Source organism: Campylobacter sp. BCW_6889 (assembly GCF_001762535.1).
Classification (GTDB): Bacteria; Campylobacterota; Campylobacteria; order Campylobacterales; family Campylobacteraceae; genus Campylobacter_D; species Campylobacter_D jejuni.
Window position 1 is genome coordinate 101,550 of sequence record NZ_MJWZ01000023.1, and the last position, 21,010, is coordinate 122,559.

21 protein-coding genes are annotated in these 21,010 nt (G+C 30.8%); 10 read left to right on the forward strand and 11 right to left on the reverse strand.

Going from position 1 to position 21,010, the window contains the following annotated elements:
* Nucleotides 1-29: 29 nt before the first annotated feature.
* Genes AJ939_RS02340 through ileS form a run of 7 tightly spaced genes read right to left on the reverse strand, consistent with a single transcriptional unit; the run spans nt 30 to nt 8,636 of the window.
* Nucleotides 30-2,003, reverse strand: coding sequence for an LTA synthase family protein (locus AJ939_RS02340; protein ID WP_070276541.1), 1,974 nt, complete (start codon nt 2,001-2,003; stop codon nt 30-32).
* 11 nt (nt 2,004-2,014) lie between these two features.
* Nucleotides 2,015-2,791, reverse strand: a complete 777-nt coding sequence (locus AJ939_RS02345) for a carbon-nitrogen hydrolase family protein (RefSeq protein ID WP_070276539.1) — start codon at nt 2,789-2,791, stop codon at nt 2,015-2,017.
* Nucleotides 2,784-2,957 (reverse strand): exodeoxyribonuclease VII small subunit, encoded by a 174-nt coding sequence (xseB, locus tag AJ939_RS02350; protein WP_002853034.1) that lies wholly within the window; start codon nt 2,955-2,957, stop codon nt 2,784-2,786. Before xseB ends, AJ939_RS02345 begins: the two co-directional genes overlap by 8 nt.
* Entirely contained in the window at nt 2,954-4,411 is a 1,458-nt protein-coding gene (gene guaB / locus AJ939_RS02355) for an IMP dehydrogenase (protein WP_070276537.1), read from the reverse strand. Before guaB ends, xseB begins: the two co-directional genes overlap by 4 nt.
* 9 nt (nt 4,412-4,420) lie before the next feature.
* Nucleotides 4,421-5,782 (reverse strand): Asp-tRNA(Asn)/Glu-tRNA(Gln) amidotransferase subunit GatA, encoded by a 1,362-nt coding sequence (gatA, locus tag AJ939_RS02360; protein ID WP_002880776.1) that lies wholly within the window; start codon nt 5,780-5,782, stop codon nt 4,421-4,423.
* The gene (locus AJ939_RS02365) at nt 5,779-5,889 is read right to left on the reverse strand and encodes a hypothetical protein (RefSeq protein ID WP_002880777.1); all 111 of its coding nucleotides are present in this window, start codon (nt 5,887-5,889) and stop codon (nt 5,779-5,781) included. Before AJ939_RS02365 ends, gatA begins: the two co-directional genes overlap by 4 nt.
* The gene (gene ileS / locus AJ939_RS02370; RefSeq protein ID WP_070276535.1) at nt 5,889-8,636 is read right to left on the reverse strand and encodes an isoleucine--tRNA ligase; all 2,748 of its coding nucleotides are present in this window, start codon (nt 8,634-8,636) and stop codon (nt 5,889-5,891) included. The genes AJ939_RS02365 and ileS overlap by 1 nt, the downstream gene beginning before the upstream one ends.
* Before the next feature lie 97 nt (nt 8,637-8,733).
* On the opposite strand from ileS, the gene AJ939_RS02375 reads away from it, so the two are divergent.
* The 7 genes from AJ939_RS02375 to AJ939_RS02405 all read left to right on the forward strand — a co-directional run bounded on the left by AJ939_RS02375 (nt 8,734) and on the right by AJ939_RS02405 (nt 14,165).
* Complete coding sequence (locus AJ939_RS02375; protein WP_070242930.1) at nt 8,734-9,822, forward strand: CinA family protein; 1,089 nt, start codon at nt 8,734-8,736, stop codon at nt 9,820-9,822.
* A gap of 11 nt (nt 9,823-9,833) precedes the next feature.
* On the forward strand, nt 9,834-10,259 hold the full coding sequence (locus AJ939_RS02380) for a GNAT family N-acetyltransferase (RefSeq protein WP_070274746.1): 426 nt from the start codon (nt 9,834-9,836) through the stop codon (nt 10,257-10,259).
* 63 nt (nt 10,260-10,322) lie between these two features.
* Nucleotides 10,323-10,943, forward strand: coding sequence for an NAD(P)H-dependent oxidoreductase (locus AJ939_RS02385; protein ID WP_002880780.1), 621 nt, complete (start codon nt 10,323-10,325; stop codon nt 10,941-10,943).
* A complete protein-coding gene (locus AJ939_RS02390) occupies nt 10,943-11,548 on the forward strand; it encodes an NAD(P)H-dependent oxidoreductase (RefSeq protein ID WP_002861791.1) in 606 nt (201 codons plus the stop codon). The genes AJ939_RS02385 and AJ939_RS02390 overlap by 1 nt, the downstream gene beginning before the upstream one ends.
* A gap of 124 nt (nt 11,549-11,672) precedes the next feature.
* The gene (gene pgsA, locus AJ939_RS02395) at nt 11,673-12,209 is read left to right on the forward strand and encodes a CDP-diacylglycerol--glycerol-3-phosphate 3-phosphatidyltransferase (protein WP_044780215.1); all 537 of its coding nucleotides are present in this window, start codon (nt 11,673-11,675) and stop codon (nt 12,207-12,209) included.
* On the forward strand, nt 12,206-13,312 hold the full coding sequence (rseP, locus tag AJ939_RS02400) for an RIP metalloprotease RseP (RefSeq protein ID WP_070276533.1): 1,107 nt from the start codon (nt 12,206-12,208) through the stop codon (nt 13,310-13,312). The genes pgsA and rseP overlap by 4 nt, the downstream gene beginning before the upstream one ends.
* Entirely contained in the window at nt 13,305-14,165 is an 861-nt protein-coding gene (locus tag AJ939_RS02405) for a VirK family antimicrobial peptide resistance protein (RefSeq protein WP_070276532.1), read from the forward strand. The genes rseP and AJ939_RS02405 overlap by 8 nt, the downstream gene beginning before the upstream one ends.
* Here AJ939_RS02405 and AJ939_RS02410 read toward each other — a convergent pair.
* Together AJ939_RS02410 and AJ939_RS02415 are read right to left on the reverse strand one after the other, a co-directional pair.
* Nucleotides 14,158-15,159 (reverse strand): sugar phosphate isomerase/epimerase family protein, encoded by a 1,002-nt coding sequence (locus AJ939_RS02410; RefSeq protein WP_044306074.1) that lies wholly within the window; start codon nt 15,157-15,159, stop codon nt 14,158-14,160. The two genes, AJ939_RS02405 and AJ939_RS02410, sit on opposite strands and share 8 nt — an antisense overlap.
* Complete coding sequence (locus tag AJ939_RS02415; RefSeq protein ID WP_070210250.1) at nt 15,156-16,430, reverse strand: MFS transporter; 1,275 nt, start codon at nt 16,428-16,430, stop codon at nt 15,156-15,158. Before AJ939_RS02415 ends, AJ939_RS02410 begins: the two co-directional genes overlap by 4 nt.
* Before the next feature lie 216 nt (nt 16,431-16,646).
* On the opposite strand from AJ939_RS02415, the gene rpsF reads away from it, so the two are divergent.
* From rpsF to rpsR, 3 genes are read left to right on the forward strand one after another with little or no spacing between them, the layout of a single operon-like run.
* Nucleotides 16,647-17,024, forward strand: a complete 378-nt coding sequence (rpsF, locus tag AJ939_RS02420; RefSeq protein WP_070276530.1) for a 30S ribosomal protein S6 — start codon at nt 16,647-16,649, stop codon at nt 17,022-17,024.
* Between the two features lie 8 nt (nt 17,025-17,032).
* Nucleotides 17,033-17,584, forward strand: a complete 552-nt coding sequence (locus AJ939_RS02425) for a single-stranded DNA-binding protein (protein ID WP_002861797.1) — start codon at nt 17,033-17,035, stop codon at nt 17,582-17,584.
* A gap of 10 nt (nt 17,585-17,594) precedes the next feature.
* Complete coding sequence (gene rpsR / locus AJ939_RS02430; protein ID WP_002853032.1) at nt 17,595-17,855, forward strand: 30S ribosomal protein S18; 261 nt, start codon at nt 17,595-17,597, stop codon at nt 17,853-17,855.
* Nucleotides 17,856-17,915: 60 nt separating this feature from the next.
* On the opposite strand, the gene lon is transcribed toward rpsR, so the two are convergent.
* Both lon and bamD read right to left on the reverse strand, forming a co-directional pair.
* Entirely contained in the window at nt 17,916-20,291 is a 2,376-nt protein-coding gene (lon, locus tag AJ939_RS02435) for an endopeptidase La (RefSeq protein ID WP_002870546.1), read from the reverse strand.
* 16 nt (nt 20,292-20,307) lie between these two features.
* Nucleotides 20,308-20,955 (reverse strand): outer membrane protein assembly factor BamD, encoded by a 648-nt coding sequence (bamD, locus tag AJ939_RS02440; RefSeq protein ID WP_002861799.1) that lies wholly within the window; start codon nt 20,953-20,955, stop codon nt 20,308-20,310.
* Nucleotides 20,956-21,010 lie beyond the last annotated feature (55 nt).

The window sequence follows — 21,010 nt, forward strand, 5'->3', positions numbered from 1 at the left end:
ACTTTTTTACTAAAAAGAAAATATAAATCCTATTTTGAAATGCCTAAACGCTCGGCTAATTGATATAAATTTAACTCTCTATAAAATTTATCAAAGTCTTTAGTATAAACATCAAGATTAAAAGCTTTATTCATATCTTTTAAAGTATCATTACTTTCAAAATAATACCCTTTACCACCGCTATATACTCCATTTTTATCAATCCATACAGCATCGTTGATCCCAAATTCAAATTTATCATCATTTGGTCTTGCTAACATATTTCTTCCGCCTACGCTTAAATACTTAACATTATTTAAACTTAAAGCATAAAGAGTTGGAAAAATATCCTTATGAGATCCTACACGATCTTTATCATAATAAATATCATCTTGTAAATCCTTAGGAATATAAAGATAAAAAGGCACACTATAAGCAAAAGCTTTTTGGGAATTTAAATCCATACTCATTTCGCGTACTCTATGATCTCCAGTTGCTGCTATAATGACACTATCTTTAAAAGAACTCTGTTTTATTTTATCTAGAAATTTTCCAAATTCATTGTTTGCATAAGTATAAGCTTTGATAATATTGTCTTGTTTATCTTTTTCATAAGGAAGCATATTAAGCAAAGTTTGTGGAATATTTTCTAATTTTGGCAAATCATTTTGCGGAAATTTATAAGGTGGATGGTTAGAAATAGTAAGAGCGATTATAAGGGTGTTGTGTGGATTTTTTTGAAGTAAGTCATAAACTTTTTTATATAAAAACTCATCAGCTACCCCATAACCATTTTCGCTATCTTTTGCTCCATTATACTCTTTCATTAAAATATTTTCATCTATAATCTCATCTACTCCCAAAATACTGAGATAATTTTTAATATTTTGCCAAGATCCATTACCTGCACTTACAAAAATCACCTTATATCCTGCTTTCTTATAAACAGCAATAGGTGTTAAATCTAAATAAGTTTTCTGAAATTTACTTGTAGAAATATTAGAAAATGGACTTACAAAAAATAAGTTTGCAAAACTTGGTATAGTTCCATTACTAGAACTCAAAAAGCGTTTGAATAAAAAATCTTGTTTAAAATGTTTATCTAACGAACCCAAAAAATTATGTTCTGTATTTGTAAAATCAGCCAAATTAAGCCCAAAACTTTCCATTAAGTTAACAAATACACTAGGATGATTCTTTTCAGCTTTTAGATTTATAGGGCTTTGATGCCAATAATCAAAAAGTTTTTCTTTAAGTTCTTGTGCTTTCAAAGGTGTGATAACCTTCAAAGCCGCTTCTTCTTTATATTGTTTTAAAGCCCAAGAAAATGCCATAATTGGATTTAACATTGTATCATTTACAACACTATACTCACTAAAAGAATAATTTTGTACATTTATAGCCACATGCTTAAAGGGGCCCCTTAAGGCTATAACATAAACAATAATTAATATTAAATTTAAAGCTATCAAGGGAAATAATCTTAAATTAACAGGTTTTAGCTTTAAATTTAATATTTTCAAATTTAAAAAAAATACAAAGACTCCAAAAATCAACATTAAAGCTAAAATTTTTAAAATTGGATAATCATGATAAATAATACTTAAAATAGTTTTTGCATTATCATCTTTTAGAGTAAACATAAAAATATCAAATTTAGTCTTGTAAATTTCGTAATAATAGTATTTTGCATAAGAAAATCCTATACAAAGACAAGAAAGAACAATTATGTAAATGCTTGAAAAAATGAAATAAAAATTTTTACTATATATTACTAATTTATTATTTATTTTTATATTAGAAAAAATTAAACTTAAAAAACCACAAAGCAAGAATGGTAAAAACGCTGCACTTAAAAATCTTATATCATGAAAAACACCCAAAAGATACATTAAAAAGATTTCATTTTTATCATCAATTAAACCAGTAGGGATAAAAGAATTTTGCATTAAAATACGATTAATGGTAAAAATTACTATAAATAATACACTAAAAATAAAAATTTGAAGTAAAATTTTTCTCATGTTCACCTTCTTTAAAAATTCTTAAGAATTTTATCAAAAGCCCAAAGTTTTCTTGCCTCATCGCTTTTTTTAGGCTCTATGATAAGCATTTCTTCTTCAGAACCTAATTTACTTTCTATCTCACCAAAAGCATTAATAAACAAAGTATCGCCGTAAAAATTCCATTCATCTTTTGTTTTGCCTATGCGATTTACTCTTAAAATGCTTGTAGAATTTAAAAAAGCTCTTGTTTTTAAAAGTTCTTCCCATCTTTGTTTGCTTTCAAAGGTGCAAGCACTAGGAACGATAACCAAATCAATTTTTTTCGCCATAATCTGCTGCCAAAAGATATCAAAATGGGTCTCAAAACCAAAAAGTAAGGCATATTTTAATTTTTCATAATTAAAAGTAAAAATTTTTAACTCTGATGGAGTTTTGTTGCTGAAAAATTTTTCTTCATTCCAATGTTCATAAGGCATTAAAATTTGCTGTTCATAACTTTTAACACCATTTGGAGTAACTTTTAAGCAAAGTTTTTTATAACTTTTAGCTTCAACGCTTACATAAGGAGCGATGATTTCTAATTCATATTTTTTAGCAAATTTAATTAAACTTTCTTTTTTGGCTTCGCTTTGTTCTTTTATCATATTTCTTGGCATATGTAAAAGTTCTGTAAAAAAACTATTGATCACATATTCGCCCAAAACTACCAAATTTGCCCCATTGTCTTTTGAAGCTTTAAGATAATAATCAAGCCTTGATTCACTTAAAGCTAAAGTTGGAAACTGTAAAGCCGCTATTTTACTCATCGATTTGCTCCACTTCTAATTTTGCTTTTTCAAGCTCAAGTCTTGCTTTTTTGATACTCTCTAAACCTTCTTTGTAAATTTTTACACTTTCATCTAAGGCAAGCTCTTGATTGTTTAATTTTTCCAAAGATTCATTAGCGTGTTTTAAATTTTCTTCAAAACTCATTGATGATTGACCTTGTAATTTGGTGCTTCATGAGTGATAGTAACATCATGCACGTGACTTTCTTTAAGCCCTGCAGTGGTAATTTCAACAAATTCGGCTCTTTTTTGAAAATCTTCTATATCTTTAGCCCCAACATAACCCATAGAAGAACGCAAACCTCCTAAAAGTTGATGCACCACGCTTCTTATACTTCCCACATAAGGAACACGCCCTTCTATACCTTCAGGAACGAGTTTATCTTGAGCAGTACCTTGCTGAAAATATCTATCCGAACTTCCCTTTTGCATAGCCCCAAGTGAGCCCATACCACGATAAGACTTATATTGTCTTCCTTGATAAGTAAAAAGCTCTCCTGGACTCTCATCCGTTCCAGCTAAAAGCGATCCTATCATAACAGAACTCGCACCTACAGCTAAAGCTTTTGCGATATCACCTGAATATTTAATCCCGCCATCAGCTATCACAGGAACGCCAAATTTATTTGCTTCTTCTACGCATTCATCAATGGCTGAAATTTGAGGCACGCCCACACCTGAAACAATACGTGTAGTACAAATACTTCCTGGCCCAATACCTACTTTAACCGCATCTACTCCTGCTTCACAAAGTGCTTTTGCTGCAGCTGCAGTGGCGATATTTCCTGCGATAAGATCTAAATTTGGATATTTAGTTTTAATCGCTTTTACCGTATCAATAATACCCTTAGAATGTCCATGCGCAGAATCAAGCACAACAACATCAACGCCAGCTTCAACTAAAGCATCCACACGATCCATTTGCCCTACTCCTATAGCCGCACCCACGCGTAATCTTCCAAAATTATCTTTATTGGCATCAGGATATTCTTTGCGTTTTTTAAGATCTTTTATAGTGATAAGTCCTTCCAAGCGTCCTTGTTCATCAACTATAGGAAGTTTTTCTACTTTGTTGGTGCTAAAAATTTTTTCCGCATCATCTAAAGTACAACCCTTTGGAGCAGTAATTAAAGGCATTTTAGTCATAACATTTTCAACCAAATTTGAAAAATCACTCTCAAATCTTAAATCACGATTGGTAAGTATGCCTATTAGTTTCTTATCTTCATCTACTACAGGAACACCTGAAATTCTATACTCTGCCATAATTTCTAAAGCTTCCGCAACACTTGCTTTAGGACTTACAAAAATAGGATCGATAATCACTCCGCTTTCGCTTTTTTTCACTCTTTTTACTTCTCTAACCTGCGAGGCTATATCCATATTTTTATGAATCACTCCAAGTCCTCCAAGTCTTGCCATCATGATAGCAGCTCTGTGTTCGGTAACGGTATCCATAGCCGCAGAGATTAAAGGCATATTTAAAGTGATATTTTTTGTTAGTTTAGTGTGAATTTTTGCTTCCTTAGGTAGAACTTCAGAATACCCAGGACGCAATAATACATCTTCAAAAGTTAAAGCTCTTTTTACAATTTTCATCTTTCATCCTTAATTTTTAATCATTTGTTCTAAACTTAAAGCCCCGTCTAACAAGGTTTGTTCATCATAAGCTTTGCAAATCAGTTGTGCTGATATATTAAGCCCTTCTTTATCTTTTGCAACAGGCACACTAATGCCTCCAAGTCCTGCTAAATTTACAGAGATAGTATAAACATCTTCTAAATAAGTTTGCATAGGGCTTTTTTGAGTATCAAATTTAAAAGCTGTTGTAGGAGTTACAGGCATAAAAATAAGATCACAATCTTGCAAAATTTCTTCATATTTTGCCTTGATAAAAGCTCTAGCTTTTTGTGCTTTGATATAATACGCATCATAATATCCACTACTTAAAACAAAAGTTCCTAACAAAATTCTTCTTTTTACTTCTTCGCCAAAACCTTCGCTGCGTGTATTTACATACATTTCTTTTAAATTTTGGATATTTTCAGAACGCTTGCCATAACGCACCCCATCATAACGACTTAAATTTGCACTTGCTTCAGCTGTTGCGATGATATAATACGCTGCGATATCAAACTTAGAATCAAGCAAATTTTTATATACAATCTCATGTCCATTAGCTTTTAACATATCTATGGTTTTTAAAAGTGCGTTTTTTACTTCGCTATCTGCATCATTGACATAATTTTCAATCACTGCGATTTTTAATTTTTTATTTGCATTTAAATTTGAAGCGGTTTTGATAAACTCGATATTTGCACTCGTGCTATCCATTTTATCATATCCTGCGATCGCATCATATAAAATTGCCGCATCTTCTACATTTTGCGTTAAAACTCCGATTTGATCCAAACTTGAAGAATAAGAAGCCAAACCATAGCGACTTACTCTTCCATAACTCGGTTTAAATCCTACACAACCACAAAAAGCCGCAGGTTGGCGCACAGATCCACCTGTATCAGAACCTAAACTTGCTAAAGCCAAGCCACCCGCTACCGCAGCAGCACTTCCACCACTTGACCCACCTGGAACACGCTCAAAATTTAAAGGATTTAAAGTTTTTCCATAACAAGAACTCGCTGTTGAACTTCCCATAGCAAATTCATCCATATTGCAACGCCCAAAAGGAGAAAAACCGTTAGCCTTTAAATTAACAATCGCACTTGCATCATAAGGAGCGATATAACCTTGTAAAATCTTACTCGCACTAGTAAGCTCCCAGCCCTTTACACTGATATTATCTTTTATAGCTACAGGCACACCTTCACCTGAAACACTTAAGTCCTTATCTAAAAATTGTTCGATATAAGCACCTATTTTTTTTTCTTTTTTTGCTTTTTCATTGAGTTCTTTTTTTAAATTTTCAAGTTCTTCTTTGGAGTATTTTAAAGCTTCTTTTAAAGTTATCATTTATTTTCCTTTGTTTTTTTGATCAAAAATACTGCTAAAGCACTAAAAGCCAAAACCACCGCTATAGTTGCAATGATAATACTATTTGGAATAGGATTTTCTAACATTAAACCCCTTTTAAAACTTCTTCACATCTTAAACAAGGTGTTTCTTCATCTTTACTTTGAAGTTTCCAACATCTTGGGCATTTACAAAGTGAAGCTTTGGTGATTTTAAATTTCTCATTCTCTACTTCAAATTCAGCCAAAATTTCTTCATTTTCATTACTGATTTGACTTACCATAAACCAATCGGCTAATTCCTCATTTGGGAATTTATTAAAACTAATGTTTAAATTTAATTCCAAGGTGGATTTAATGATTTTATCTTTTTTAAGCATATCAATTTGTTCAAAAAATTTCTCTCTAGCACTCATTAAAAATGTATCATCTATACCAAAATCATAATCAAAATCCTGAGTTAAACTCAAATCAAATACATCTTTTGCATCGCCTTTGATTAAAACATTAGCATGTTCTAAAGCCTCATCTACACTATAGCTTAAATTTGGAGCAAGTAAATTTAAAAGTTCTTTTGCTATCAAAGCCATAGCCACTTGAGCAGATTTTCTTCTTTGAGCATTTTCACTATCGCAATAAAGTCTATCTTTACTGATATCAAGATAAATCCCACTTAAATCCGCACTTAAGAAATTTAAAAGCAAACTAAAACCTTTAGCAAATTCATAAGCAAAAAATGCTTCTTTACTTGCTTTAAAAACTTTAGTTGCACGACTTAATATCCATTTATCAATAAAACTAAATTCTTTAACTTCTAAATCTTTTAAGTCATTTGTATTAGCAAGTAAAAATCTTATAGTGTTTCTTATTTTGCGGTATTGTTCGCCTACTTGTTTTAAGATATTGTCTGAAATTTTTAAATCACTTGAATAATCACTTAAAAGTATCCAAAGTCTTAAAATTTCAACTCCATAGGTTTTTGCTACATATTCAGGAGCGATCACGTTGCCTTTAGATTTAGACATTTTTTGCCCTTTTTCATCGGTGGTAAAACCATGAGTTAAAATGCTTTCATAAGGTGCGCTTTCATTGATCGCTGTACCTACAAGCAAAGAGCTTTGAAACCAACCCCGATGCTGATCGCTTCCTTCTAAATACATACTTGCTCTTTTTTCTCCTGCGTCATAAAGTCCGCTATTTAAAACTGCATTAAAAGTACTTCCGCTATCAAACCAAACATCTAAAATATCATATACTTTTTCTAAATTTTCAGCTTTGTATTTTGAATTTGTAGGAATTAAATCTTTGATTTCAAACTCCCACCACGCATCAGCACCGTGTTTTTCAAAAATAGCTGCTACAAAGTCAAAAAGTTCATCATCAAAAATCACTTCTTTAGTGTTTTTATCTCTAAAAAAGGCTATAGGCGTTCCCCAGTCCCTTTGTCTTGAAATACACCAATCTGGGCGATTTTCCACCATAGAACCTATTCTTTTTATCCCACTTTGCGGATAAAAGGTTGTTTTTAAAAGTTGTTCTTTTGCACACTCTCTTAAAGTTTTTCCTTGAAGTTTTGGTTCATCCATTAAAATAAACCATTGTTTAGTAGCTCTATAAATCACAGGCTTATGCGTTCTCCAACAAAATGGATAAGAGTGTATAAATTTAGAAGAATGTAACAGTTTTTCGCCTAAAAGTTCTAAAATTTTTTCATTGGCCTTAAAAATATGAAGACCTATAAACTCTTCAAGCAAATGAGAAGGCAAAAGCCCTTTAGCTCTTAAAGTTTCATCATAACATCCACTATCATCAACAGGCATTAAAACCTCAATGTCATATTTCAAACAAGCATAGTAATCATCTTCGCCATGTCCTGGTGCAGTATGTACAAGTCCACTTCCACCATCCATCAATACATGCTCGCCCATAATTAAAACAGATTTTCTTCCATTTAAAGGATTGATAGCTTCAAGTTTTTCAAATTCTTTTGCATTTAATTCTTTTTGAATTTCTCCACTTGTAAGTCCTTTTTCTACCATACCTTCAAGTAAGGCACTAGCAAAAATCAAACCTTCTTTAGTGATCACATAATTTTCATTAGGATTTAAGGCTATAGCTTGATTAGCCACCAAAGTCCAAGGGGTGGTTGTCCATATCACTGCACTTGCTTTTGAAACGCCTAATTTTTCACAAGCTTTTATATCCAAATCAAAAGCCACAAAAATAGAATAATCCTCTTTATCTTGATATTCTACTTCAGCTTCTGCTAAAGCTGACTTTGCCGCCCAACTCCAAAAAACAGGTTTAGAACGCTCACAAAGTAAGCCTTTTTTAGCAATCTCACATAAAGTTCTATAAATCGCTGCTTCAAACTCAAATTTCATAGTCAAATAAGGCTTATCCCAATCTGCAATAATGCCTAAATTTTTAAATTCTTCTCTTTGGATATCTACAAATTCACTCGCATGTTGTCTGCAAAACTCACGAATTTCTTTCTTGCTTAAGCTTTTTTTCTTTTCTCCAAGCTTTACTTCTACTTGTTGCTCTATAGGTAAACCATGACAATCCCACCCTGGAGTAAAACGCACACTCTCACCTTTAAAATAATGCGTTTTGATAATAGTTTCTTTTAAAATTTTATTTAAAGCATGTCCTATATGGATATGTCCGTTAGCATAAGGGGGGCCATCGTGTAAGGTAAAACTTTTTTTCGCATTTTTGCGATTTTCTTTCATTTTTTCATAAGCATAACTTTGCTCAAACCATTTTTTAAATCTTTGCGGTTCAAGTTCCGCTAAATTCGCCCGCATAGCAAAAGTAGTGCTGGGCAAAAGTAGAGTTTCTTTGTAGTCCATTTTTTCCACCTAATTTTTAATAATCTTAAATTCTACTCAAATTAGCTTTAATTTCTACTTTGTTTTTGGCTATAATTATAAGAAAAAAGGAAAATTTATGAAACATTTGCTTTATCTTATAGGAGATGAGCTTACTATAAACGAAAAATTCAAAAATTATATTTATAGAACTTATGAAGAAAAATTTAAAGAAATTAACGAAATTCGCATACAAAATAAAACCGATAAAGATTTACCCTTTTTGCTTGAAAACCTCTTAAATCAGTATGATTTTATCACTTTATTTACAAGCCCTTTGCATTATGCGACTGTTGCTAAAATTTTAGCAACTTTAAATGATGATAATCTTATCTTAAAAGATGATACCTTGGTTCCAGATAAAGCAGAATTTAGTAAAAATAGCTTTGTGTGTAATTTTTCAAATTCAAAAATCAATGTCGTTAAAATAAATCCAAGCGAAAAATTACCCAATCTTCTTGGGTATATAAAATTAAATTTTGCATATTTTTGCATTTTTGGTATGGATGATGAAAGCGCTATATTGCTACTGCAAACCCTAACAAAATCTTATGAGATAAGTATAAAATCAACCAAGCTTTTAGATAATCTTGTGCTTATTAAGGCCACTTGCGCTAATTTTGGAAAACTTGATGGTTTTTTAAATAGCGTAAAAAATCTTTTTGGACAAAAGGTGTTTTTGGGTAAAGATCCTATACATTTTATAAGCTCTAAACTTTTAGAAAAAAAATTAAAAATTTCTTTTGCTGAAAGTTGCACAGGTGGACTTTGTGCAAGCACCTTAACCAAAATTTCAGGTGTAAGTGAAATTTTTGAAGGTTCTATTGTAAGTTATTCCAACCGCATCAAACACGAATGGCTTGGAATTAGCGAAAGCGTCTTAGAAAATAATGGCGAATACAGTGAACGTTGTGTTTATTTTATGCTAAAAGGTATTTTTAAAACAGCTAATCCTGATTTTGCCTTAGCTATTAGCGGAGTAGTTGGCGAAAAAGATGAGGGAAAAATAAAATCAGGCACTATTTATATAGGTGCAATGTTTAGAGATGGAACTTTTATCCAAGAAACGCTTTATTTAGATGGAGATCGTGAATTTATGCAAGAACAAGCTGTTTTGGCAACTTTTTGCCTACTTTTAAAATTAAAACCTGAGATTTTTGAAATTTAAGGGATTTAAAAATGAAAGAAATTAAGCTAAAAGAAGACTTGGAAAAAATTTATCCCTTGATAAAACAATTAAGAAATAACCTATCTCTGAAAGATTTTTTAGACAAAATCCAACTTGCTACACAAACTCAACATTATAAACTTTTTGCCTATGAAAATGAGGGAAGCTACAAAGCAGCTTGTGGAGTCATGCCCTTTAATGTACTTTATCATAATCATTGTCTTTATATTTGTGATTTTGTCGTAGATGAAACTTTAAGAGGAAAAGGTATAGGTCAAGCTTTTTTGAAAAAAATCCAAATTTGGGCAAAAGATCAAGGATATGAAGAATTAGAACTAAGTTCAAGTTTTTTTAGAACACAAGCTCATGAATTTTATATCCAAAAAATGGGTTTTGAAAAATCCGGTTTTGTTTTTAAGAAAAATATCAAACTATAATATTTTTTGATTAAGCTTTGCATTTTATAATTAATATTATTATTTTTGATTTTAAGGAATAAAATGAATTTTAAAGAACTAATTTCAAAACGCAGAGCTTGTAAACTTTTTAATGATAAAAAAATCAATGAAAAGGATTTGCATTGTATCTTAGAAAGTGGAGTCTTAGCCCCGAGCTCACATGGATTTGAGCCTTGGAAATTTGTAGTATTAGAACAAAAAGAACACAATCTTAAACTCTCAACCCTATGTTACAATCAACAAAATGTAGCAAGTGCGAGTCATAATATTATTTTTCTAGCAAGAAAAGATCTTCAAAGCAAAGATGAATTTGCGCAAAAACAAGTGCGTCGTTTCTCAGGTTCTAGCGAAGAAAATTTTCAAAAAATTTTAGAAATTTACACCCATAAAACCAATGCAATGAATGATGATGAACTCTATCATTACGCACAACTTCAATGCTATCTTGCTATGATGCAAATGTCGCTAGCTGCAATGAGCTTAGGTATTGATTCTTGTATGATAGGTGGCTTTGAAAAAACTAAGGTTGATGATTTTCTTCATTTAACTTATCCTTTTGAAACTGCTGTAATTTTATCCTTAGGATATAAAGCCCACGAACCAAAATATTCTACTCAACGCTTAAATTTTAATGAAGTCGTCGAATTTTACAAGGAAAAATAATGAAAAAAGAACTTGAAATTTTTAGCACAAGATATTCTTGTAGAAATTTTAAAAATGAAAAACTCAAAAAAGAGGATTTAAATTCTATTTTAGAAATAGCAAGATTAAGCCCCAGTTCCTTAGGACTGGAACCTTGGAAATTTATAGTAGTGCAAGATGAGAAAAGAAAAGAAGAGCTTTCTAAAATTTGCAACCAACAAAAACATGTAAAAGATTGCGCTGTATTAATTATCATCATTTCAAGACTTGATTTTTTAGATTATTTTGAAGAAAAACTTAGAAAAAGAGATATGAGTGAAACAGAAATTCAAAAACGCTTAGATACTTATATGCCTTTTTTAAAATCTCTAAATCAAGAACAAAAAATATCTTATGCAAGAGAACAAGCTCATATAGCTCTAGCTAGCATAATTTATAGTGCTAATGCTTTAAATATAGCAAGTTGTACTATAGGTGGTTTTGATAAAGAAAAGCTTGATTCTTATTTATCACTTGATATTCAAAAAGAAAGATCAAGTTTGGTGGTGGCTTTAGGATATTGCAACGATGAAAAAAATCCTCAAAAAAATCGTTTTAGTTTTGATGAAGTTGTAAAATTTATTTAAATTTTGCTTAAAAGCAAAATTTAAATAAAAATAAACTGATTCTTTTTTGTATTTTTACTAAGTCTTTGCTTAAATTTTATACAATTTTGATTATAATTTTACATTTAATTTCACAAGGCTTGTTATGAATTTACCCAATATCTTGGCGGTTTTTAGAATGGTTTTAGCGCCTTTGCTATTTTTTTTATTAATTCATCATTTTGAAAATATTCATCAAAGTTGGATTAACTATTTTGCTGCTTTAACTTTTTCATTAGCAGCTTTGAGTGATTTTTTTGATGGATACATTGCAAGAACTTGGAAACAAACTACAAAACTGGGCGGAATCTTAGATCCATTAGCCGATAAAATGCTTGTTTTGGCAGCTTTTTTAGGGCTTTTACTTACAGGAAAAGCTAATGAATGGGTAATTTATATTATACTAGTAAGGGAATTTTTTATCACGGGTTTTAGAGTTGTAATGATCAGTGAAAATTTAAATGTCAATGCTTCTTTTGCAGGCAAGCTTAAAACCGCTTTTCAAATGACTGCGATAGGATTTTTAATCATGGAGTGGATAGGCGGTGAAATTCTACTTTACATAGCTTTGATTTTAACTCTTTATTCTGGATTTGAATACATCTATACTTATACAAAAGCTCAAAAAAAAGGAGAAAAATGAGATCTTTATTGTTTTTAATTATTATTTTGATTTTAGGAATTAAATTTTATTCTATTGAATTTTTAGCAACTGTTTTAGTCATCTCATTTTTAATCTTCTTTCACGAATTAGGACATTTTTTAGCTGCAAGATCTTTGGGTGTAAAAGTTGAAGTCTTTAGCATAGGATTTGGAAAAAGTCTTATAGAACGTGAATTTAAAGGCACAAACTATCGCTTAAGTGCTTTGCCACTTGGAGGATATGTTAAACTTAAAGGACAAGATGATATGCGTCCTGGTTTTGAAAATCTAGACAAAGATAGCTATAGCATTTTAAGCCCCTTAAAAAAGATTTATATTCTTTTTGCTGGACCATTTTTCAACCTGATTTTAGCTTTTTTTCTTTATATTATCATAGGAAATTTAGGTCTAAACAAACTTGCTCCACAAATAGGAAACATAGCGCCAAACTCTGCTGCACAAGACATAGGACTTCAAAAAAATGATACTATCTTAGAAATCAACGGTGTAAAAATTCAAAGCTTTGATGAAATTTCAAAGCATTTAAGTTTAGAGCCTTTGAAAATATTAATCAATAGAGAAGGAAAAAATTTAGAATTTATCTTAACTCCAAAAATAGGACAAGGATACAATGACTTTGGGCAAATTATTGAAAAACCTCAACTTGGAATCAGTCCAAATGGTACAAGCACTCTTGTAAAACATCAAGGTTTAGAAAGTTTTAAATATGCCGCACAAGAAAGTTTTCAAGCTTCTACACTCATCATCAAGGGTATAGTAAAACTCATAAGCGGCGAAGTTGAAGCAAAAAATTTAGGCGGTATTATTACCATGACTGAAATCACCTCAAAGGCTGCACAAAATAGCTTTACTTTACTTTTATTTATCACTGCTTTAATTTCTATAAATTTAGGCATTTTAAATCTTTTACCTATTCCTATGCTTGATGGAGGACATATACTTTTTAATATTTATGAAATGATTTTTAGACGCAAGGTTCCACAGCGTGCTTTTGAATACTTAAGTTATGCAGGTATGGCAATACTTTTAAGCTTGATGCTCTTTGCAACTTATAACGATATATCAAGGATTGTAGGTGAATAAAAAATTTTCCTACCCTATTCCAAATTTTACTGATAGAAGAAAAAGTATCATCTTTTGGCGCTATTTGCGTTTTCAAGCAAGAAAAATTCTATATTTTCCTCAAATAAGACTTCTAGAAAAAACGCTTAATGAAGAAAAAAATAAACATTTAAAAGACTTTTTCTCTCAAAGACCCTATGCTTGCTACAATGCTATAAGAAGATTTTGCGATAAAAGTTTTAAAGCAAGTGAACGCGTTAAAACACTTATTTATGATGTTGATAAGGGACTTACTTGTTTTAAATTTCTTCCCGAAGAACAAATGATTTTTTCTTTTGATGAAGATTTTGAGCTTTTTTTAGGATATAACCATAATGTTTACGAAGAAGGTTTTTGGGCTTTTTCTTTAAAATTTAAAAAATACACTATTTCACAATGTAATTTTTGCTTTACTTTAGAAAATAATCTTCTACTTTCTTGCATACAAGGATATAAATACAAAGATTTTAATATTTTAGAAATTAATAAAATTTTAACTAAAAAATGTCATGGTTTGCGCCCTGTTGCTTTACTTATAGAATGCTCTAAGATGCTTTGTGAAATTTTAAAACTTCAAGCTACTTTAGGTGTACATGAAAAAAATCAAATCCGTTCTCAAAAAGGAAAAGAAAAAGGCTATTTTGTAGATTATCAAAAAATTTGGCTAGAAAATGGTGGAGAATTAATAAAAATCGATAAACACAAATACTACAAGCTCCACCACTCGCAAAAAAACCTAGAAGAAATCCCTTCACAAAAACGCTCCATGTATAAAAAACGTTTTGCCATGCTTGAAAATATTAAACAAAATTTATTCCAAATTTTATCTAAATAATACTTTTTAAATATTCTACACTTTTCTCACAACCTTTTTTTTGAAGTTTTAAAAGCCTCTCTAAGCATTCTTGAGATACTTCTTGAGGATAATAATACTGCATAGCTTTTAAATCTTCAAACAAAGATTTTTCTATCTTAAAAGCCCCTTTACCTAATTCTTTAACCCCGCCTGTTCCTTTTTCTCTTTTAAAAGTCGCACAATAAGGATAACATTGCTCTACATTAATACGGTCAAGTCCTTCTTTTTTAAGAATTTCTACACAAGTTTTAATGTCTAAATTTCCTTCTCCCAAAGGAACGCCACAAACATATTCTACACCCTCTTCAATGAAAACTATATGATCTTTACAATGCGTGCTAAAAGTATATTTAGCCATGTCTTTGCAAGCTTTTATAGGATCTTCATAGGCCATCATAGAATTTCCAAAATCATATAAAAATCCTATTTTAGGATGATTGATCAATTTCAACAAATCAAGCAAATCCTCTGAAGTTTGATACTCATGATTTTCTATAGCAAGTTTTAAATCATATTTTTCCAAAATCGGTATCAAAGCTTTTATTTCATCCTTTGTAGCTAAAAAATCTTCTTTATCGAATCTAGCAGTAATTTTAGAATCATCATAAGCCCCATCGCTAGCATGTTTAACCTTTTTATTTTTATCGGTTAAGGGCACATAAGAGCGTATAATTTTAGCGCCTAAAATAGAAGCTACTTTAGCAATTTTTTCAAATTTATCTTTATTAAAACCCTTAGAGTCGATCTCACAATACATATTGTATTCATCCAATTTAGCTTTAATTTTTTTAAGATGATTTTCGTCATCGCTTCCTAAGCATCCCCATTCTTCATCCAAACCAAAATCTTTAATGATATTTATAATCACACCCTCACAGCCCAAATTTTTAGCAAAATCGATATAAGAAAATATATCCATCCTGCCATTTTGAAACCATAAATGCATGCTTTCAGTTTCTAAACCTATTTTCATGATACCACTCCTTTTGATGCTTTTTTTCTAGCTATCATCTTAAGTAAAATCGTAGTTACAATCACACCACAAATAGCAAAAATCCCCATTAACGCAAAAACAATTTGATAGCCTAATAAACCTTTAAAATGATCGATCATAAAACCATAAAGCGCAAAACAAAAAAGTTGTGGAGAATAACCAAAAATACAAGCTATACTCATAGCAGCTCCGCTAATTTCTCTAGGTACTTCTATCTCATCCACAGGTGCAAAAAATGTCGCACGCATAGTAAAAACAAGAGCGGCAAAACCTAAGGTTAAACTCATACCAAAATAAATATTTAATTTCTCATGAGGCATAAAAACAAAAATTAATATGGCCAAGGCTCCTAAAATCAAAGCAAAACGCAAATATCTTGTTGAAGATTTAAAGGTTTTATCTGCTAAATATCCCCCAATTGGCCCACCTACTAATTTTAAAGTGTATTGATTGATAATACCATAAGCACCAACCAAAGCCACAGGCATACCATAAATATCTTTTAAAAATGGAATAAAATAAGTCAAACCACAATACACAGAATAAATAGTAAAAATGGTCAAAGATACCACCCAAATTTCAGGAGTTTTAATCGCTTTAATAACTCCATTCCAAGCGGTTTTGTTTTTGCTGATTTCATTTCCTTGCTCATCTTGGGTATTAATTTTGTCATCTTCAAGTAGAAAATATGCCAAAATACCTGCTATAATCACACAAGCGCTATAAAATAATATAGCAGCCTTAAGTCCACCTGCACCAGACCCTAAAAGTAAAAAAATTCCCAAAGCACTAGAAGCAACTATAGTATCTATAACACCACGTCCTGCTTCTAAAAATCCGAAAAGTCTTCCTTGTTGAGTAGAATCTCCAAGCAAGCGAATGGCTTTAAGCAAAACAGGCCAATACACAACTTCTCCAAATAAAGAAAGCAAACCCCAAGCTATTAAAATTCCATAAAAAGAAGGAAAAGTAGAAATATAAATTCCAACCAAACCCACACAAACCAATGAAAAAGGAATGAGTATTTTTTTAGAAAATCTATCTGCTATATAAATAGATGCAAAATTTCCTACCGTTTGCACTATGCCATAAACTGAGAGCGCGAGTCCAATTTGTGTATTGCTAAGATTCATAAATTCTTGCATAGGCACATAAAAGGCATCTTTTAAAGAGGAAAGTTTAAAAACAGTTCCTCCGCCAATAACTAAAACGATAAAAGTAAACCAACGAATAGGTTTCGTACTATTCATATCCACCCTCCTTTTTTAACAATTCGCAACTTAAATTAATTATATCACGGATTAAGATAAAAGGTTAAAATTTCACCTTTAAATTATAAACAGTAATTACAAAAAGTTACAACACTTATTGAAGTATAAATTAAGTATATTTTGATATAATTTAGTCTTGCTTTATGCAAAATCCTTGCTCATGAAAATGGGCTTTAATATCCATAAGGAGAAAAAATGAAACATTATGAGGTTTTATTTATCTTAAAACCAACACTTACCGAAGAGGAAGTGAATGCGAAGTTGGAATTCGTTAAAGAAGTCCTAACCAAAAATGGTGCAGAAATTGAAACTGTTGTTCCAATGGGCACTAGAAAATTAGCGTATAAAATCAAAAAATACGAAAGAGGAACTTATTTTGTGATTTATTTCAAAGCTCCTACAAACTTGATCGCTGAGCTTGAAAGGGTGTTAAGAATCACTGAAGAAGTAATAAGATTTTTAATCGTAAAATATGAAAACAAAAAAGAAATTGCAGCTTGGAAAAAACTAAGCCACGGGATTAAGCAATCTAAAAAAGAAATCAAACCTTTAGATGCTCCTGAAATTCAATAAGGAAAAAGATGTTTAACAAAGTTGTTTTGGTTGGAAATCTTACACGTGATATAGAAATGCGTTATGCACAAAGCGGTAGTGCTATTGGGGCTTCTGCTATCGCAGTAACAAGAAGATTTACCACAAATGGAGAAAAAAGAGAGGAAACTTGCTTTATTGATATAAGCTTTTATGGTCGCACCGCAGAAGTTGCAAACCAATACCTTACAAAAGGTTCAAAAGTACTCATAGAAGGACGTTTGAGATTTGAACAATGGAGTGATCAAAATGGGCAAAATCGCTCTAAACATAGCATTCAAGTTGAAAATATGGAAATGCTTGGCGGCAATTCCAATGCTCCACAACAAGGTGGAATTGGCAATAATAGCTTTTCAAACAACAATTATAGTGGAAACTATGAAAATCAAAGCTATGATCCTTATATGAGTGAAAATCAAAATTTTAATAAAGCAAAAGCAAACCCTGCTCCACAAAGAAACCAAAACCCACAACACGAAGAAAAATTAAAAGAAATTGATATCGATGCTTATGATAGCGATGATACTAATTTACCATTTTAAAGGATAAACTATGGCAGAAAAAAGAAAATACTCTCGCAAATATTGCAAATACACTGAAGCAAAAGTTGAATTTATTGATTATAAAGATACAGCAATGTTAAAACATGCTTTATCTGAAAGATTTAAAATCATGCCACGCCGTTTAACAGGTACAAGCAAAAAATACCAAGAAATGGTAGAAGTTGCAATCAAACGTGCAAGACATGTAGCTCTTATCCCTTATATAGTGGATAGAAAAGAAGTAATCAATAATCCTTTTGAAGGACTATAATCTTTTAAAAGCAAACTTATAAAAAGTTTGCTTTTATATACATTTATTCTCAAAATAAAATTAAACCAAAGTATATTCTAAAACATCACTAAAAGTATCAACAGCAATGATTTCCATATTGTCTCTAACCTCACTAGGAATATCTTTTAAATCCCTTTCGTAATTTTTTCTTGGGATTAAAGCTATTTTTATATCTGCTTTATAAGCCGCAATTAATTTTTCTTTTAATCCACCTATTGGTAAAACTTTTCCTTTTAAATCTATTTCACCTGTCATTGCAATATCTGCTTTAACCTTTCTATCACTAAAAATAGAAGCAATAGCTGTGCTTATCGTAATGCCTGCACTTGGGCCATCTTTTGGAGTAGCTCCATCTGGCACATGTATATGAATATTATAACTATCATAAACATTAACTTTAGGATCGATAATTATTTTTTTAGGTATTTTTATTTTTCCTTCATCGATTAAAACTTTTATCATGCTAAAAGCAATTCTAGCTGATTCTTTCATTACATCACCCAAACTTCCCGTGAGCGTTAATTCTCCTTTACCTTTAATTTTTACAGCCTCTACTTTTAAAACATCTCCACCTACACTTGTCCAAGCCAAACCATTAACCTGACCTACTTGATTTTCTCCATTATTTTTTTCTATTTCAAAAACTTTTTTATCTAAAAATTCATTCAAATTTTTTGTATTAATAATGACTTTTTTAATATTTTCTAAAAGTAGTTTTTTAGCACTCTTACGACACAACTCTGCCACTTTGCGACGCAAATTTCTGACTCCTGATTCACGAGTATAATCACTAATGATTAACTCTATAGTTTCATCATCAATAGATAATTCATTGGATTTTAAGCCATGTTTTTTAAGCTCATCTGGAATTAAATATTTTTTCATTATATGAAATTTTTCACTTGGAGTATAAGAGCTAAGTTCTATAAATTCCATTCTATCTCTTAAAGGTGCAGGAATATTGCTAATATCATTTGCCGTTGCTATAAAAATGACTTTACTTAAATCAATATTAAAATTTAAATAATAATCCCTAAATTTAGAATTTTGCTCTGGATCTAAAATTTCTAAAAGCACCGCACTTGGATCGCCTCTAAAACTGCGATTTAATTTATCAATTTCATCCAATACAATTACAGGATTAATTTGTTTTGCCTCTATGAGTCCTTGGGTAATACGTCCAGGCATAGCGCCTATATAAGTTCTACGATGACCACGTAGCTCATTAACATCTTCAAGTCCGCCTAAGGCTATGCGAATAAGCTCTCTTTTTAAAGCTTTTGAAACAGAATTTGCCAGTGAAGTTTTACCCACGCCAGGAGGTCCATAAAGACAAAGTATAACTTTAGCACCATCTTTTTCTGCTATTTTTCTTTTTTCTAAAAGTTCCCTAACTGCAAAATATTCTTCTATGCGTTCTTTTGGTTTATTTAATGCATAATGATCATGGTTGAGCTGTTTTGAAACTTCTTTAATATCAAGTTTTTTCTTAGAAATTTTTTCAAAAGGAATATCTAATGCTGTTTCTATGTAAGTTTGAATCATCGATGCTTCAGAATTATCTTGATGAATGCGTTCGAATTTTTCAATTTGTTTTTTGATTTCTTTATAAGCGTCTTCGTGCATAAATTTCTTCTTTAACTCCAGACGCTTTTGATATTCTCTAACCTCATCTTCTTTTTGTGTATCAGAACCAAGCTCTTTTTGAATTTGTCTTAATTGTTCTTTTAAAAAATATTCTTTATTTACCTTGTCAATACGAGAATGTACTTTATTTTTAATTTCTTTTTGAATTTTATTGGCTTCTATTTCTTGAGCAATTAAATCTATTAATTTTACTAATTTTTGCTCAAGATCTGTTAAAACAAAAAACTCATAAGCAACTTGTTTTTTAATACGCACAGTATTTAAAATCAAATCACAAATCCTAGATGCATCAAAGCCTTCTTCAATTGTTCTTAAAAGATCTGGAGAAAAATAATGACTAATATTTGCCAAATTTTTTACCTTCTCTTTTAAAACTTCAAGAAGTGCTTCTTTTTTAGTTCCTTCTAAAAAGTCTTCTTTTATAAGTTCTATCTTGGCTTCCAAAGGTTTATTAGAAACTTGCTCTATAATTTTACCCTTAGCATATCCTTGAAAAAGTATTTTCACTCTTCCATCAGGTAAAGGAACTTTTCGCATGATAGTCCCAATCACTCCACAATTATAAATTTCATCAAAATTTCTTCCATTTTCCAACCTTGAAGGTGCAACAAAAAGCATACTATCATTTTTAATCGCAAGATCTAAAGCTTTCATATTGGATGAATCGTTAATAAAAATAGGAGTTATCATAAAAGGATATAAAAATAATTCATCTTCAACCAATACTGGTAAATTTGCTGGATAATTTTGTATCTCTTCAATCTGCATTTATTTTCCTTGTTTATTAAAATCTTTCAAATATACTTCTATACCAAGGAAGCTCAGGTTTGATAATACTTTGCTGATAAAATTCACTTTCTTGAAGTCTTTGTTTATAAATTTGTGCACTTTCATCATGCCCTATGCGCTGGTATAGATTTTCTATAGTACTATTAAGATAAAAAACCGCTAAATTAAATTTTGTAAGCATTGTCTGAACCAAAGGTTCATATTCTGTATAAGGATAATCTTTCAAAAAAGTATCTATTTCTTTTTGGCTTTCAAGCATTAAAGCCTGATTACGATTTGGCACTGCAAATGCATCAAATTTTGCTTTAATTTTAAGATAGCGAATATAATCAGCATTGCGTGAATTTCCAAATTTTTTATTATATTCATCTAAATAAAATTCAGCTAACTTATATTCCTCTTCATCCATATGAGCTTGTGCTAAAATAATTAAAGTAGTTTCCAATAAAGGATCGGCAATGTGCTCACTTGCCATGCCATTATAATGATCATCGGCTTTTTCCAAATCCTTGTCCTGTAAATCTTTAATAATTTGCTTATACCACTCACTAGCACTAAGATTGTATAAACCTTCATCATTTTTCGTACTACACGCATTAAAAAAAACACTTAAAAAAACCAATAAAAAAATACCTTTTTTCATACTTCACCTTGATTTATATTCTCAAAAATCTATATTTTAACGATTTTATAATTAT

What these genes read in the sequence shown, in the direction of transcription:
- AJ939_RS02340 (WP_070276541.1), bottom strand. Translation starts at nt 2,003, where the DNA reads ATGAGAAAAATTTTACTTCAAATTTTTATTTTTAGTGTATTATTTATA.
- AJ939_RS02345 (WP_070276539.1), bottom strand. Translation starts at nt 2,791, where the DNA reads ATGAGTAAAATAGCGGCTTTACAGTTTCCAACTTTAGCTTTAAGTGAA.
- xseB (WP_002853034.1), bottom strand. Translation starts at nt 2,957, where the DNA reads ATGAGTTTTGAAGAAAATTTAAAACACGCTAATGAATCTTTGGAAAAA.
- guaB (WP_070276537.1), bottom strand. Translation starts at nt 4,411, where the DNA reads ATGAAAATTGTAAAAAGAGCTTTAACTTTTGAAGATGTATTATTGCGT.
- gatA (WP_002880776.1), bottom strand. Translation starts at nt 5,782, where the DNA reads ATGATAACTTTAAAAGAAGCTTTAAAATACTCCAAAGAAGAACTTGAA.
- AJ939_RS02365 (WP_002880777.1), bottom strand. Translation starts at nt 5,889, where the DNA reads ATGTTAGAAAATCCTATTCCAAATAGTATTATCATTGCAACTATAGCG.
- ileS (WP_070276535.1), bottom strand. Translation starts at nt 8,636, where the DNA reads ATGGACTACAAAGAAACTCTACTTTTGCCCAGCACTACTTTTGCTATG.
- AJ939_RS02375 (WP_070242930.1), top strand. Translation starts at nt 8,734, where the DNA reads ATGAAACATTTGCTTTATCTTATAGGAGATGAGCTTACTATAAACGAA.
- AJ939_RS02380 (WP_070274746.1), top strand. Translation starts at nt 9,834, where the DNA reads ATGAAAGAAATTAAGCTAAAAGAAGACTTGGAAAAAATTTATCCCTTG.
- AJ939_RS02385 (WP_002880780.1), top strand. Translation starts at nt 10,323, where the DNA reads ATGAATTTTAAAGAACTAATTTCAAAACGCAGAGCTTGTAAACTTTTT.
- AJ939_RS02390 (WP_002861791.1), top strand. Translation starts at nt 10,943, where the DNA reads ATGAAAAAAGAACTTGAAATTTTTAGCACAAGATATTCTTGTAGAAAT.
- pgsA (WP_044780215.1), top strand. Translation starts at nt 11,673, where the DNA reads ATGAATTTACCCAATATCTTGGCGGTTTTTAGAATGGTTTTAGCGCCT.
- rseP (WP_070276533.1), top strand. Translation starts at nt 12,206, where the DNA reads ATGAGATCTTTATTGTTTTTAATTATTATTTTGATTTTAGGAATTAAA.
- AJ939_RS02410 (WP_044306074.1), bottom strand. Translation starts at nt 15,159, where the DNA reads ATGAAAATAGGTTTAGAAACTGAAAGCATGCATTTATGGTTTCAAAAT.
- AJ939_RS02415 (WP_070210250.1), bottom strand. Translation starts at nt 16,430, where the DNA reads ATGAATAGTACGAAACCTATTCGTTGGTTTACTTTTATCGTTTTAGTT.
- rpsF (WP_070276530.1), top strand. Translation starts at nt 16,647, where the DNA reads ATGAAACATTATGAGGTTTTATTTATCTTAAAACCAACACTTACCGAA.
- AJ939_RS02425 (WP_002861797.1), top strand. Translation starts at nt 17,033, where the DNA reads ATGTTTAACAAAGTTGTTTTGGTTGGAAATCTTACACGTGATATAGAA.
- rpsR (WP_002853032.1), top strand. Translation starts at nt 17,595, where the DNA reads ATGGCAGAAAAAAGAAAATACTCTCGCAAATATTGCAAATACACTGAA.
- lon (WP_002870546.1), bottom strand. Translation starts at nt 20,291, where the DNA reads ATGCAGATTGAAGAGATACAAAATTATCCAGCAAATTTACCAGTATTG.
- bamD (WP_002861799.1), bottom strand. Translation starts at nt 20,955, where the DNA reads ATGAAAAAAGGTATTTTTTTATTGGTTTTTTTAAGTGTTTTTTTTAAT.